Origin of the sequence: Streptacidiphilus anmyonensis (assembly GCF_000787855.1) — a bacterium.
GTDB lineage: Bacteria > Actinomycetota > Actinomycetes > Streptomycetales > Streptomycetaceae > Streptacidiphilus > Streptacidiphilus anmyonensis.
The window spans coordinates 125,055-138,851 of sequence record NZ_BBPQ01000001.1 but is presented as its reverse complement, the minus strand read 5'-3'; the positions used below and the strand labels follow the sequence as shown (position 1 = coordinate 138,851).

Sequence of the window (13,797 nt, the reverse complement as noted above, 5' to 3'; positions counted from 1 at the left end):
ACTCAGTCGACGGGCTCCGGGACCCGTGCGCTGGTGGCCGGAGTCGACCGCTCCGTCGTGTGCTGGAGGCGCTCGCCCTCGATGTCGAGGTCGGGGAGGAGGCGGGCCAGCCACGTCGGGAGCCACCAGGCGGCGCGGCGGGTGAGGGAGAGGACGGCGGGGACGAAGGTCATGCGGATCACGAAGGCGTCCAGCAGGACGCCGGTGGCGAGGGCGAAGGCGATCTGCTTGAGCATGATGTTGTCCGTGCCGAGGAAGGCCGCGAAGACGGAGATCATGATCAGGGCCGCCGCCGTGACGACGCGACCGCTGTGGCGGGCGCCGGAGTGGACGGCGCGGAGCGGGTCGCCGGTGGCGGTGTAGGACTCGCGCATGCGGGAGACGAGGAAGACCTCGTAGTCCATGGCCAGGCCGAAGAGCACGGCCAGGAGCAGGATCGGCAGGAAGCTGCTGATCGGGCCGGTGGTATCGAGGCCGAACAGGCCGCCCAGGTGCCCGAGTTGGAAGACGGAGACGACCGCGCCGAGGGTGGCCGCGATGGAGAGGACGAATCCGGCGGCGGCCTTGAGCGGGACCACGACCGAGCGGAAGACCAGGAGCAGCAGGAGCAGCGAGAGTCCGACGACGACCGCGGCGAAGGGCAGCAGCGCCGCGTTGAGTTTGGCGGCGACGTCGATCTGGACCGCGGTGCTGCCGGTGACCTGGATCGTCGCGCCGGTTTGCCGCTGGATGGCGGCGCGGTCGTCGCGGATGGTGGTGACCAGGGTCTTGGTCGCGCTGTCGCTGGGGCCGGTCCGGGGGACGACCTGGATCAGCGCGGCGTGCGTGGCCGGGTTGAGGACGGGCTTGCCGACGGCCGCGACGTCCGGGAGGCCGTGGAGGGTGGTGGCGATCTGCGTCGCGGCCTGCTGCGGGTCGGCGCTGCCGCCGGTGTCGGCGAGGACGAGCAGCGGGCCGTTGAAGCCGGGGCCGAACTTCCCGCTGATCTCGTCGTAGGCGATGCGCTGTGAACTGCCCGCAGGCGCGGTGCCGTTGTCGGGCAGGGCGAGCTTCATGGAGTGGGCCGGCCAGGCGAGCGCGCTGAGCGCGACCGCGACCGCCGCGAGGGCGAGCAGTGGACGGCGGGTGACCTGGCGGAACCACGCCTCGGCCGCGTTGGCAGCCCGTCCGTTGCCCGCGTCGGCGGTCCCGCCCGACTCGGCCTCGCCGGCGGCAGTCCCGCCGGCCGCGGCCTCGCGGCGGGCCGCGCGTGAGCCCGGACGGGGTGTCAGGCGTGCGCCGGCGAAGCCGAGGATCGCCGGGAGCAGGGTGGTCGCCACCAGGACGGCGGTCAGGACCGCGCCCGCCGCGGCCAGTCCCATGGCGGTCAGGAACGGGATCCCCACCACGGTCAGCCCCGCCATCGCGATCACGACGGTGAGACCGGCGAAGACGACCGCGCTGCCCGCTGTGCCGACGGCCAGCGCCGCGGACTCCTCCGGGTCCATGCCGTGCGCGAGTTGGGAGCGGTGACGGGTGACGATGAAGAGGGCGTAGTCGATGCCCACGGCCAGGCCGATCATCAGCGCCAGGCTCTGCGCCGTGGACGAGATGGCGACGACGCCGGTCAGCGAGAGCAGCCCGAAGATCGCCGTGGCCACTCCGAAGACCGCCGTCACCAGCGGTATGCCGGCGCTCAGCAGCGAGCCGAAGGTGACGACCAGGATGAGCAGCGCGATTCCGATGCCGATCAGGTCGCTGTTCGATTTGCCCGGCGCGTTGCCGTACGCCGCGCCGCCGACCTCGGTCCGCAGGCCCGGCTGGTCGGCGCCCGCCTTTGAGGCGGCCGACGTCAGCGCGTCCAGCGAGCCGGAGGCGAGGCCGCTGCTCGGCACCTCGTACTGGACCTGTGCGACGGCGGTCGTGCCGTCGGGGGAGACGGTGTGCGCGTCGAACGGGCTGACAACTCGGGCCACCTGCGGCGCGGAGGATGCGGCGTTCACAGCGGCGCGGATCGCCGCGGCGTCGGCGGGGTCGGTGACCTTCTGCCCGGCCGGGGCGGTGAAGACGACCTGTGCGCTGGTGCCCGACGAGGTCGGGAAGTCGGTCTTCATCCGGTCCAGGGCCTGCTGAGACTCCGAGCCGGGGATCGAGAAGGTGTTGTCGAACTTGCCGCTGCCGCCGAAGGCGACGGTGCAGGCGACGACGGCGGCCACGACCGCCAGCCAGAGCGCGAGCACGCTGCGGCGGTGGCGGAAGGCGAACCTGCCGAGGCGGTGGAGAACGGTGGGCATGGGGGCTCCGGTGGGCTCCGGTCGGGAACGACCGCGGCGCAGGGGGACCGCGATCCGAAAAACTGGCAGTTCTGCCACATTAGCAAAGTGGCAGAACTGCCAGTTTCATCCTCAAGGCTGAGATGCTTGAGCCGTGGACACGACCGCAGGAGGAGCCGCGCCCCTGATCCAGCAGGCCGAGGGCCGCCGGGAGCAGAACAAGCGCCGCACTCACGAGGCCCTGATCGAGGCCGCCGGCCGCCTCTTCCAGGAGCGCGGCTACGAGTCGACGACCGTCAGGGACATCGCCGCGGCCGCCGGGGTCGGGGAGCGGACCTTCTTCCGCTACTTCCCGAGCAAGGAGAGCCTGGTCCTGCAGCAGGTCCGCGACCTGGTGCCGCTGCTCGCCGCCGAGATCCTCGCGCGTCCCTCCGCCGAGCCGCCGCTCGTCGCCCTGCGTAACGCCGTCCTTGAGGTGGCTCGCCGCAACGGGACCAATCCCGCGGTGCTGCTCGCCGGCTCCGGTCCGCTGCGGGGGATCACCCGCGCCGACGGGCGCGCCGACGGGCGCGGCGACAAGCACCTGCTCTACGACATGGAGCAGGCGGTGGCCGCGGCGTTCACGGACCGGCTGCTGCGCGGGAGCGGAGATCCGGCGTCCGTCGCGCTGCGGGCGTCGGTGCTGAGCCGCGCCGGCGTCGGCGTGCTGCGGGCGGTGCGACTGGCCTACGGGAGCCTCCCGGAGACGGAGCGGTCCCTGGTCGACCCGGTCGACCTCGTTCGGGACGCGTTCGCCTGCCTGGACGTGCCGGGCTGAAGTTAGGCTTCGCGCATGCGGATCTCGGTTTCCTCCGACATGGACGAGGGCGTCGCCCGGCAGTTGGTCACGGAGCTCCAACGCCGAGGTCACTCGGTGACCAGACACGGCGCGTTGCAGCCCGACGAGAAGGACGACTGGGCGTTCTGCAGTGAGGCCGCGGCGCGCGACGTCGTGGAGGGCCGCGCCGACCAGGCCGTCGTCTGCTGCTGGACCGGGACGGGCGCGTCGATCGCCGCCAACAAGCTGCCGGGTGTGCGCGCCGCGCTCTGCACGGACGGATACACGGCAGGTGGTGCGCGTCGCTGGAACGACGCCAACGTCCTCGCGTTGAGCCTGCGGCTGACCTCGACGGCCGTGCTGTCGGAGATCCTCGACGCGTGGTTCGACGGCGCGCCCAGCCAGGAGCCGGACGACCAGGAGAACATCGCGCATCTCGGCCGGATCGGTCTCGGATGAGCGGCGTCACCGGTGGCACCGGAGACACTGGGCCCGGTTGGCTCCTGATGCGCCAGGACGACAACGGCAACCGCGTGGAGATGGCCCGCTTCGACGTCCGCGCCGAGGGGGAGGCCGCCGCGGCGGAGTTCGAGGCGCGCGGGCACAAGCAGTTGTACTGGGTGGCCCCGGCCGCGCAAGCCGTCCTGCCCGCACGGGTCGTCGTCGGGGCGGCGCTCTTCGATGCGGAGGGCGGCCGGGTCCTCGCCGCCCGACGGTCCGCGCCGGAGGCGTTGGCGGGTCGGTGGGAGTTCCCGGGCGGAAAGGTCGAGCCGGGGGAGAGCGTCCCGGCGGCCCTGGAGCGCGAGCTGCGCGAGGAGTTGGGGGTCGCCGCCCGCGCGGTGGAGCGCCTGCCCGGTGCGTGGGAGGTCCGACCTGGTCTGGAGCTGCAGATCTGGACCGCGGAGCTGGTGTCGGGCGAGCCCCGACCGCTCCAGGACCACGACGAACTGCGCTGGCTGGACGCGACCACGCTCGACTCGGTCGACTGGCTGCCCCAGGACCGCTTCGCGCTGCCGCATGTCGCTGAGCGGCTGTAGGAGGCGGCGGGAGACAGGGGACCGGCGGAGGCTGTAGCCGCGCCCGCCTCGGCGGTGCGGAGGACGGCGTGGCCGGCCACCCGTCGGGGTCTGGTGCCCAGGTGCGGGCGGGCCGGGCGTGCGGCCGGGCGGGCGGCCGGGCCTGCGCGCAACCCTGCCGCGCCGAGCTTTGCTGCGCCGCGCTCGGCTTGGCCGCGCCGACCCTTGCCGAAGCCTTCCGACCACTCCGGGCCGACCGGGCCGGGCCTTCCCGGGCGTGTCCGGCCGGGCTTGTCGGGCGGGCCGCCTAAGGTGCGTTCCGGCGCTGTTGTCCCCGCCTGCCCCCGCCCCGGGACGGCATCCGCATCCCCTCTCGAAGATGACCCATCCGGCGGGGTACGGGTGGTTTCAGGTGGGTATGTCAGTATCCGGCCGCCCACCGGAGCGGTGGCCGGGACTGGGGAGACGTGAGGCGAGCTGACGCGCGTGCGCGCCTGCGGCGAAGGCCCGCGGCGGGTGGTGTCGGGGGGATCGTCCGTCGCGCCGGGTCGCGGGCGGCCGCGCCCGCGCGCTTCCCGGACGCGCTCGCGGTCGGCGCGGACCTGGACGAGGGCATCGGTCGCCGGACCGACAGCCTGCTGGACCTCGTGCGCGTGGCGATCGCCCTGTTGGACGAGCAGGGACGGGTGATGCTCTGGAGCCAGGCGGCCGAGGAGCTCCTCGGCTGGCCGAGCGACGCGCTCGTCGGCCGTGATCTGGATGTGCTGCTCGGGGACGACGCCGAGATGTTCAAGGTGGCGCACGACGCCATCGCGGGTGTGCTGCGCGACGCCGCGTCGTGGTCGGGGATCGTGCGGCTCCAGCACCGCGACGGGCAGGGCGTGCGGCTGGAGGCGCGGCTCTCGCTGCTGGAGAACGGCGACGGCGTACCGTTTCTGCTCTGCCGTTTCGCGGACGCCGCCGCGTTGCTCGGGCTGGAGCAGGGGCTGGCCGTGCAGGAGGCGCTGTTCGAGCAGTCACCGCTCGGTCTGGCGATCTTCGATCGCGATCTGCGGTACGTCCGGGTCAACGAGACGCTCGCGCGCATGAACGGCCTGCCCGTCGACGCGCACCTCGGGCGGACGGCCGGGGAGGCCCTGCCGCAGCTCGCCGCGGACGAGGTGATGGCGGTCCAGCGGCAGGTGCTGGCCACCGGCGAGCCGGTGATCGACGTGACGGTCAACAGTGCCGACCCCGGCGATCCCGGCTACCGGTCCGTCTCCTACTCCCGGCTGCACGACCGCTCAGGCCGGATCCTCGGCGTCACCGGCATGATCATGGACGTGACGGACCGCTACCGCTCCGTCGCCAAGGTCGAGCACGCACGGCAGCGGCTCGCGCTGCTCAACGAGGTCGGCAGTCGGATCGGGGACCTGCTGGACGCCGGGCTGATCGCGCAGGAGCTGGCCGACGCGCTCGTGCCGCGGCTCGGCGACCACTCCGGGGTCGCCCTGCTGGAGGCCGTGCTGGACGGCTCGGAACTGCCCCGGCACCCGCTCACGCGGCTCACGCCGCTGGTCATGGCGGCGACGGCCGCCGTCGTGCCGGGACCGGACGCGGACGCGATGCAGACGCCCGGCGCGCGGATCACGATGACCGACGAGTCGCTCTTCGGCCGGGTGCTGCGCACCGGCATGCCGTTGACCCTGGACGCGGCCACCCAGCTGGAGGACGTGTCCGGGCAGGGGGACCCGCGGGTCCGCGCCGCGTACCGACTGGGCGTGCACTCGATGCTGGTGGTGCCGCTGCGGGCGCGCGGCATCGTGCTCGGCCTGCTGATCCTGGACCGGGCCGGGCGGCGTGAGGGCTTCGACCACGACGACGTCGTCTTCGCCACCGAGCTGGCGGACCGCGCCGGGGCCTCGCTCGACAACGCCCGCCTCTACGCCCGCGAGCGCGCGGCGGCGCTGATGCTGCAGCGCAGCCTGCTGCCGCAGACGGTGGTGCAGCCGCCCGGCATGGAGGTCGGCTACCGGTATGTGCCGGGCAGCAGCGGCGCGGAGGTGGGGGGCGACTGGTTCGACGTGATCCCGCTGCCGCGCGGCCGTACCGCGCTCGTGGTCGGCGACGTGATGGGCCACGGCCTGCGCGCCGCCGCGACGATGGGTCGGCTGCGCACCGCCGTGCGGACCCTCGCCGGACTCGACCTGCCGCCGCACCGGTTGCTGCAGAAGGTGCACGACCTGGCCGACGACCTGGCGCAGGGGCCGGAGGAGGCCCTGATCGCCACCTGCGTGTACGCGGTCTACGATCCGTCGACGCGCACGCTGGTGCTCTCCAAGGCCGGCCACACCGAGCCCTTGCTCATCACACCCGCTCCCGCGCCCGCTCCGACGCCAGCCCCCACGCCCTCTCCCGCGTCGGCTCCGACACCCGCCACGGCGTCTGCTCCGACACCCGCCTCGGCGGCGGCCCCCGGCACGGCTCCGGGAGCGGAGCGGCTGGTCGGCGGATCGGCGACGGTGCTGGAACTGCCCTCGGGCGCGCCGCTCGGTGTGGGTGGGGTCCCGTTCGAGGTGACCGAGCTGACGGTGCCGGAGGGAAGCCTCCTCGCGCTGTACACCGATGGGCTGGTGGAGTCGCGCACGGAGGACATCGACGTGGGCACGCGCCGCCTGAGCGCCGTCCTGGAGCTTCCGCACGCCTCGGTCGAGGAGGCGTGCGAAGCGGTCGTGCGCACCCTCGACCAGGGGCAGGAGCCGGACGACGTCGCGCTGTTGCTGGCCCGGTTGGGAGGAGCGCCGGAGCCGACCGCGCTGCGGGAGGAGCGCTGGACGCTCAGCGCCGAGCCGTCCGCGCCCTCGCACGCCCGCCGCCTGGTCCGCAGGACGCTCCCCGAATGGGGACAGGAGCACCTGCTGGACACGACGGAACTGCTGGTCAGCGAGCTGGTGACGAACGCGGTGCGGTACGCGAGCGCGCCGATCGGGCTGCGGCTGGCGCTGCGCGAGGAGAGATTGCTGGTCGAGGTCGCCGACCCGTTGCCGGATCCGCCACGCGAGCGCGAGGCCGCCGGCACCGACGAGGGCGGTCGCGGGCTGCAGTTGGTCCACCGGCTCGCGCACCGCTGGGGGACCCGGATCGAAGGGGAGGGAAAAGTCGTCTGGTTCGAACAAATCCGGTCCGATGCGCCTGGTGGGAGTGGTGTCTCCACCAGTTCTTGATCAACTGGACACGTCGAGTACCTCCCGTTCGGCCGGACTGAGGCGTAAGGTTCCGATTCCGGACACCGCTCCGCGCGGTGGCGGGGATCGCCTCACGTTCCCTCGCTCGATGTGATGTTGAGATCGATCAGGGCGTAGGCGAGATCACCGGGATGATGAATACTCGGAACGCGACATGCTTCCCCAGGCTTCGGCCGGGAGGTGCCCCAGCGCAGATCGCCACAGGAGTCGGTAGTTGAGCGACACGCCGTCACGTGAGGCCGCCGAGGCGGCCGCCATCACGCCCGGGCCCGGTGCGGACGCCGTCATCCCGCATCCGGCCGGGGAGCTGCGGCCGCACGGTGCGTCGCCGAGCATGTGGGGTCATGGCGAGCCGGGCTCCGTCTACGACTACATACAGGTCGCCGCCTTCTCGCTCGACGGCGACGGGATGATCTCCCAATGGAGCGACCGCGCCGCCGAGTTCTTCGGCCTGCGTGCCGAGGACGTGGTCGGCGCCGACCCGGTGACCACCTTCGCGCCCCGCGAGCTGTGGCGCCGCGGGCGGGCCCGGATCGAGGAGACCCTCGGCGGCAAGGAGTGGGTCGGCACCGCGCCCTACCGCGACGCGGACGGCCAGGAGCGCGTCGCCGAGCTGTACCTGATGCCGGCTCGCGGACACGACGGACGCCCCGGCGTCGTCTGCCTGGCCGTGGACCTGCGCAAGCTGCGCGCGATCGAGACCGAACTGGCCGCCTCCGAGGCCGTCTTCGGCCAGGCGCCGACGGGCTTCGTGCTCTTCGACCGCGAGTGCCGCATCCGCCGCGTCAACGACAGCTTCGCCGAAGTGCTCGGCCTCCCGGCCGAGGACCTGGTCGGGCTGGCCCCGGCCGACCTGATGCCTCCGCGCGACGCCGTCCGGCTCGGCCGGGCCGTCGCCGACGTGCTGGACAGCGGCGAACCGGTCGTCGACCTGACCTTCTCCGGCGTCCTGCCCACCCGGGGCAGACGACGCTGGTCCATCTCGCTCTACCGGCTGCTGAGCACCGGCGACCGCCCCATGGGCGTGGCCGGGCAGGTCGTGGACGTCACCGGCCGCGCCCGCGCCGAGCGCGAGGCCGCGAGCGCGCGGCGCAGCCTGGCCCTGCTCAACGAGGCCAGCCGCCACATCGGTTCGACGCTCGACCTGGAGACCACCGCACGCGAGCTGCTCGACGTCACCGTCCCCGGCTTCTGCGACGTGGCCACCGTCGACCTCTACAACGCCGTGCTCACCGCCGACGCGGAGGGCCGCCGGGTCGACGACGGCGACGGCACCGGCGAGCTGCGGCGGGTCGCCTCCGCCAGCACCGTCCACCACGACGCCGCGCCGACGCACGACGGTCCGTCCACTCCGGCCGCCGAGGTCGGCGGCGCGTTCTGCTACCCGCCGCGCTCCCCGTACGCGAAGGCGCTGCGCACCGGCCGCAGCCTCACCCTGATCGGGCCCGGCAACCCGGACCCCAACCCGCTGATCCACAGCGCGGTGGTGGTGCCGATGGTCGCCCGCGAGAAGGTGCTCGGCCTGGTCCAGCTCTCCCGCGCCAAGGGCAGTGAGCCCTTCGACGCGCGCGACGTCGCCATCGCGACCGAGCTCGTCGCCCGGGCGGCGGTGTGTATCGACAACGCCCGCCTGTACCGCCGTGAACACGAGCGGGCACTGATCCTTCAGCGCTCTCTGTTGCCACCCGGCAACCCCGAGGCCTCGGGCCTGGAGATCGCCTGCCGCTACCGCCCGGCCGGCAGCGGCACCGAGGTCGGCGGCGACTGGTTCGACGTCATCCCGCTGCCCGGCAACCGCACCGCGCTCGTCGTCGGCGACGTCATGGGCCGCGGGCTGCGTGCGGCCGTCGCCATGGGCCAGTTGCGCACGGCGGTGCGCACGCTCTCCCTGCTGGATCTCGACCCGGCCGACGTGCTCACCCAACTCGACGAGATCGCCCGCGGGTTGTCCGCCGACCCGGAGTCCGACGGCGGTGAGTCCGGCGAGCTCTACCTGGCCACCTGCGTGTACGCGGTCTTCGACGCGGTCACGCGCCGCTGCACGATCGCCAACGCGGGCCACCTCCCGCCGGTCGTGGTCGACCCCGCGGGCGGCGACAACCCGGCCCTGATGCTGGATGTCCCCGAGGGTCTCCCGCTCGGCGTCGGCGGCGAGCCCTTCGAGGAGGTCACCGTCGAACTCCCGGACGGCGCGCTGTTCGGGCTCTACACCGACGGGCTGGTCGAATCCCGGAAGCACCCGCTGGAGGACGGCCTCTCCGCGCTGCGCTCCGCGCTGAGCGGCCCGGACCGTCCGCTCGAGGCGCTGTGCGACCAGCTGTTGACGGAGCTCGACCCGCACCACGGCGAGGACGACATCGCCCTGCTGATGGCACGGGTCCGCGCCCTGCCGGGCAACTCGGTCGGGGACTGGGTCCTGCCCTCCGAGCCCACGTCCGTTGCCCGCGCCCGTGAACTGGCCTGCGGCTGGCTGCTCGCCTGCGGCCTCGACGAACTGGTCGACACCGTCGAGCTGCTGGTCAGCGAGCTGGCAACGAACGCGCTGCGCCACGGCCGCGGCGATATCCGCGTGCGCCTGCTGCGGGACTCGGTCCTGGTGTGCGAGGTCTGGGACAACGGCTACGCCCAGCCGCGGCAGCGGCGCGCCCGCGACACGGACGAGGGCGGGCGCGGGCTCCAGCTGGTCAGCCTGCTGGCCGACCGGTGGGGGAGTCGCAGGACTCCCAACGGCAAGGCGGTCTGGTTCGAGCTGGCACTTCCCTGAGTTGCACGACCCAGGGGCGCGAGGCTCTGCAACCACCCTGTGCGGATGGCCCTGCGCGTTCGGCGGCTCACCACCTTGGGTGGCTTGTCGCGCAGTTCCCCGCGCCCCTGGATAGTGCAGGCCTACCGCCGTCGTGAGATCTTGCTGCCGAGCCAGACCAGCGGGTCGTACTTGCGGTCAACGGCCCGTTCCTTCAGCGGGATCAGCGCGTTGTCCGTGATCTTGATGCCTTCCGGGCAGACCTCCGTGCAGCACTTGGTGATGTTGCAGTAGCCCAGGCCGTGCTCCTCCTGGGCCGTGGCCTTGCGGTCCAGACCCTGGTCACCGGCGGCGTCCAGCGGGTGCATGTCCAGCTCGGCCATCCGCATCAGGAAGCGCGGGCCAGCGAAGGCCGGCTTGTTCTCCTCGTGGTCGCGGACCACGTGGCAGGTGTCCTGGCACAGGAAGCACTCGATGCACTTGCGGAACTCCTGCGAGCGGTTCACGTCCTCCTGCTGCATCCGGTACTCGCCCGGCTTCACGCCCTGCGGCGGGATGAACGCGGGGATCTCGCGGGCCTTCTGGTAGTTGAAGCCCACGTCCGTGACCAGGTCCCGCAGCACCGGGAAGGTGCGCATCGGGGTGATGGTGACCGTCTCGCCCGGCGGCAGGGTCGACATGCGGGTCATGCACATCAGCCGCGGGCGGCCGTTGATCTCCGCGCTGCACGAGCCGCACTTGCCCGCCTTGCAGTTCCAGCGGACGGCGAGGTCGGGCGCCTGGGTCGCCTGGATACGGTGGACGACGTCGAGCACCACCTCCCCGTCGTTGACCTCGACCTGGAAGTCCGTCAGTTCCCCGCCCTCGGCGTCGCCGCGCCAGACGCGGAACGTGGCCTCGTAGCTCAATGCTCCGCTCCGTTCTCACTCTTCTTGTCGGCGTCCACGTCCGCGCGCTGCGGAGGGAGGTCCGCCTCCGCACCGGGCAGTTCGTCCTCGGTCAGGTACTTCTTCAGCTCGTCGACACCGAACAGCGCCAGCAGGTCCTCGCGGATCGCCGGGTTCGCCTTCCGCTGGAGGACGATCGCGCCCTCGCCCGGAACGGGCTTGTCCGCGAGCGAGCAGGCGAGCAGGACGCGGCGCCACTCGGCGGCCATCGCCGGGTGGTCCTCGCGGGTGTGGCCGCCGCGGCTCTCCTGGCGTTCCAGCGCGGCTCGGGCCACGCACTCGGAGACCAGCAGCATGTTGCGCAGGTCCAGGGCCAGGTGCCAGCCGGGGTTGAACTGGCGGTGGCCCTCGACGCCCGCGCTCTCGGCCCGCTCCCCCAGGGTCGCGAGGCGCTGGAGCGCCTCCTCCATCTCGCCCTCGCGGCGGATGATGCCGACCAGGTCGTTCATCGACTGCTGGAGCTCCTGGTGCAGGCCGTAGGGGTTCTCGCCGCCGTCGGCCGAGAAGGGCGCCAGCGCCTCCTCCGCTGCCGCGTCGATCTGTTCCTGGTCGACCACCGGGCGGTCATCGCCGGCGGTGTCCGCGTACTGCGCGGCGTGCAGCCCGGCGCGGCGGCCGAAGACCAGCAGGTCGGAGAGGGAGTTGCCGCCGAGGCGGTTGGAGCCGTGCATGCCGCCGGCGACCTCGCCGGCCGCGAACAGGCCCGGCACGCAGGAGGACGCGGTGTCCGGGTCGACCTCGACGCCGCCCATGACGTAGTGGCAGGTCGGGCCGACCTCCATCGGCTCGGCGGTGATGTCGACATCCGCCAGCTCCTTGAACTGGTGGTGCATCGACGGCAGTCGGCGCCGGATCTCCTCGGCGGGCAGGCGGGTGGAGACGTCCAGGAAGACGCCGCCGTGCGGGGTGCCGCGACCGGCCTTGACCTCGCTGTTGATGGCGCGGGCCACCTCGTCGCGCGGCAGCAGCTCCGGCGGACGGCGGTTGTTGGCCTGGTCCTGGTACCAGCGGTCGCCCTCCTCCTCGGTCTCCGCGTACTTCTCGCGGAAGACGTCGGGGATGTAGTCGAACATGAAGCGCTTGCCGTCGCTGTTGCGCAGCACGCCGCCGTCGCCGCGCACGGACTCGGTGACCAGGATGCCCTTCACCGACGGCGGCCAGACCATGCCGGTCGGGTGGAACTGGACGAACTCCATGTTGATCAGCGACGCGCCCGCGAGCAGCGCCAGCGCGTGGCCGTCGCCGGTGTACTCCCAGGAGTTGGAGGTCACCTTGAACGACTTGCCGATGCCGCCGGTCGCCAGGACCACGGCCGGCGCCTCGATGACGAAGAAACGCCCCGATTCGCGCTGGTAGCCGAAAACCCCGCTCACACGGTCTCCGTCCTTCAGGACGCGGGTCACCGTGTACTCCTGGAAGACCTTGATCCGCGCCTCGTAGTCGCCGTGCTCGCGGAAGTCCTCCTGCTGGAGGCTGACGACCTTCTGCTGGAGCGTGCGGATCAGCTCCAGGCCGGTGCGGTCGCCGACGTGGGCCAGACGCGGGTACTCGTGGCCGCCGAAGTTGCGCTGCGAGATCCGGCCGTCCTTGGTGCGGTCGAAGAGCGCGCCCCAGGTCTCCAGCTCCCAGACCCGCTCGGGGGCCTCCTTGGCGTGCAGCTCGGCCATCCGCCAGTGGTTCAGGAACTTGCCGCCGCGCATGGTGTCGCGGAAGTGCACCTGCCAGTTGTCCTGGTCGTTGACGTTGCCCATGCTGGCCGCGATGCCGCCCTCGGCCATCACGGTGTGGGCCTTGCCGAAGAGCGACTTGCAGATGATCGCGGTCCGCCTGCCCTGCTCGCGGGCCTCGATCGCCGCTCGCAGCCCGGCGCCGCCGGCGCCCACCACCACCACGTCGAAGCCGTGGCGCTCCACCTCGGTCATGAAGTTGTTCCCTTAGGTCTCTTAGAAGAAGCGCGGGTCGCTGAAGGCGCCGCTCGCCAGCAGGTACACGTAGAGGTCGGCCAGGCCCACGCTGAAGAGGGAGGCCCAGGCCAGCTGCATGTGGCGGGCGTTGAGCTTGCTGACCCAGGTCCACATCCGGTAGCGCACCGGGTGCTTGGAGAAGTGCCGCAGCCGTCCGCCGACGATGTGCCGGCAGGAGTGGCACGAAGCGGTGTAGGCCCAGATCAGCGAGACGTTCACGAGCAGCACCAGCGTGCCGAGGCCCATGTGCCCCCAGTGGCCCTGGGGGTCCCGGAAGCCGAGGATCGCGTCCCAGGTGAGGATGCCGGCCACCGGGATGGCGACGTAGAAGAAGTACCGGTGGATGTTCTGCAGGATCAGCGGGAAGCGCGTCTCACCGCTGTACTTGGCGTGCGGCTCGGCGACCGCGCAGGCCGGCGGGGAGGACCAGAACGACCGGTAGTAGGCCTTGCGGTAGTAGTAGCAGGTCAGCCGGAAGCCCAGCGGGAAGATCAGCACGATCAGCGCGGGGGACAGGCTCCACCAGCCGCCGAACAGCGCCCAGTCCGCGCCGCCGTCCATCTTCGGGCAGTTGGCGGCCAGACAGGGCGAGTAGAACGGGGAGACGTAGGGCGCGGCGTACGAGGTGTGCAGGCCGAAGAAGGCCCGCCAGGTCGAGTAGCCGATGAAGAGCAGCAGGCCCGCGGCGGTCATGACCTGGGGGAGCCACCAGCGGTCCAACCGCAGATGCCGTTGTGCGATGGCCGCGCGCCCAGGGGAGTGGACCCCCCGACCGGTGCTGTCCGCGGCCTCGGGGGGCCTCGTCTCCGTCGTCACTGCTGTTCCTCGTCCTCT

General features: G+C 72.4%; 9 protein-coding genes. 5 read left to right on the top strand and 4 right to left on the bottom strand.

Features of this window, described 5'->3' with window-relative positions; translation table 11 throughout:
• Positions 1 to 2: 2 nt before the first annotated feature.
• Complete coding sequence (locus TR50_RS00580; RefSeq protein WP_042412381.1) at positions 3 to 2,273, bottom strand: MMPL family transporter; 2,271 nt, start codon at positions 2,271 to 2,273, stop codon at positions 3 to 5.
• Between the two features lie 133 nt (positions 2,274 to 2,406).
• Between TR50_RS00580 and TR50_RS42195 the strand changes: the two genes are divergently transcribed.
• From TR50_RS42195 to TR50_RS00555, 5 genes are all read left to right on the top strand, one after another.
• Positions 2,407 to 3,069, top strand: coding sequence for a TetR/AcrR family transcriptional regulator (locus TR50_RS42195; RefSeq protein ID WP_052440520.1), 663 nt, complete (start codon positions 2,407 to 2,409; stop codon positions 3,067 to 3,069).
• Between the two features lie 15 nt (positions 3,070 to 3,084).
• Positions 3,085 to 3,528, top strand: coding sequence for an RpiB/LacA/LacB family sugar-phosphate isomerase (locus tag TR50_RS00570; protein ID WP_042412379.1), 444 nt, complete (start codon positions 3,085 to 3,087; stop codon positions 3,526 to 3,528).
• Positions 3,529 to 3,713: 185 nt separating this feature from the next.
• A complete protein-coding gene (locus tag TR50_RS00565; protein ID WP_042413180.1) occupies positions 3,714 to 4,106 on the top strand; it encodes a (deoxy)nucleoside triphosphate pyrophosphohydrolase in 393 nt (130 codons plus the stop codon).
• 446 nt (positions 4,107 to 4,552) lie between these two features.
• The gene (locus TR50_RS00560) at positions 4,553 to 7,288 is read left to right on the top strand and encodes a SpoIIE family protein phosphatase (RefSeq protein WP_236654177.1); all 2,736 of its coding nucleotides are present in this window, start codon (positions 4,553 to 4,555) and stop codon (positions 7,286 to 7,288) included.
• A 235-nt stretch (positions 7,289 to 7,523) separates the two neighbouring features.
• A complete protein-coding gene (locus tag TR50_RS00555) occupies positions 7,524 to 10,073 on the top strand; it encodes a SpoIIE family protein phosphatase (protein WP_439654180.1) in 2,550 nt (849 codons plus the stop codon).
• Between the two features lie 122 nt (positions 10,074 to 10,195).
• On the opposite strand, the gene TR50_RS00550 is transcribed toward TR50_RS00555, so the two are convergent.
• Genes TR50_RS00550 through sdhC form a run of 3 tightly spaced genes read right to left on the bottom strand, consistent with a single transcriptional unit; the run spans position 10,196 to position 13,779 of the window.
• Complete coding sequence (locus TR50_RS00550; protein ID WP_042412375.1) at positions 10,196 to 10,960, bottom strand: succinate dehydrogenase/fumarate reductase iron-sulfur subunit; 765 nt, start codon at positions 10,958 to 10,960, stop codon at positions 10,196 to 10,198.
• On the bottom strand, positions 10,957 to 12,921 hold the full coding sequence (locus TR50_RS00545) for a fumarate reductase/succinate dehydrogenase flavoprotein subunit (RefSeq protein ID WP_084699606.1): 1,965 nt from the start codon (positions 12,919 to 12,921) through the stop codon (positions 10,957 to 10,959). The genes TR50_RS00550 and TR50_RS00545 overlap by 4 nt, the downstream gene beginning before the upstream one ends.
• Positions 12,922 to 12,942: 21 nt before the next feature.
• Complete coding sequence (gene sdhC / locus TR50_RS00540) at positions 12,943 to 13,779, bottom strand: succinate dehydrogenase subunit SdhC (protein WP_042376547.1); 837 nt, start codon at positions 13,777 to 13,779, stop codon at positions 12,943 to 12,945.
• Between the last annotated feature and the right edge of the window lie 18 nt (positions 13,780 to 13,797).

Excerpts from the sequence above, each read along its gene's own strand:
- TR50_RS00580 (WP_042412381.1), bottom strand. The coding sequence starts at position 2,273 with ATGCCCACCGTTCTCCACCGCCTCGGCAGGTTCGCCTTCCGCCACCGC.
- TR50_RS00570 (WP_042412379.1), top strand. The coding sequence starts at position 3,085 with ATGCGGATCTCGGTTTCCTCCGACATGGACGAGGGCGTCGCCCGGCAG.
- TR50_RS00545 (WP_084699606.1), bottom strand. The coding sequence starts at position 12,921 with ATGACCGAGGTGGAGCGCCACGGCTTCGACGTGGTGGTGGTGGGCGCC.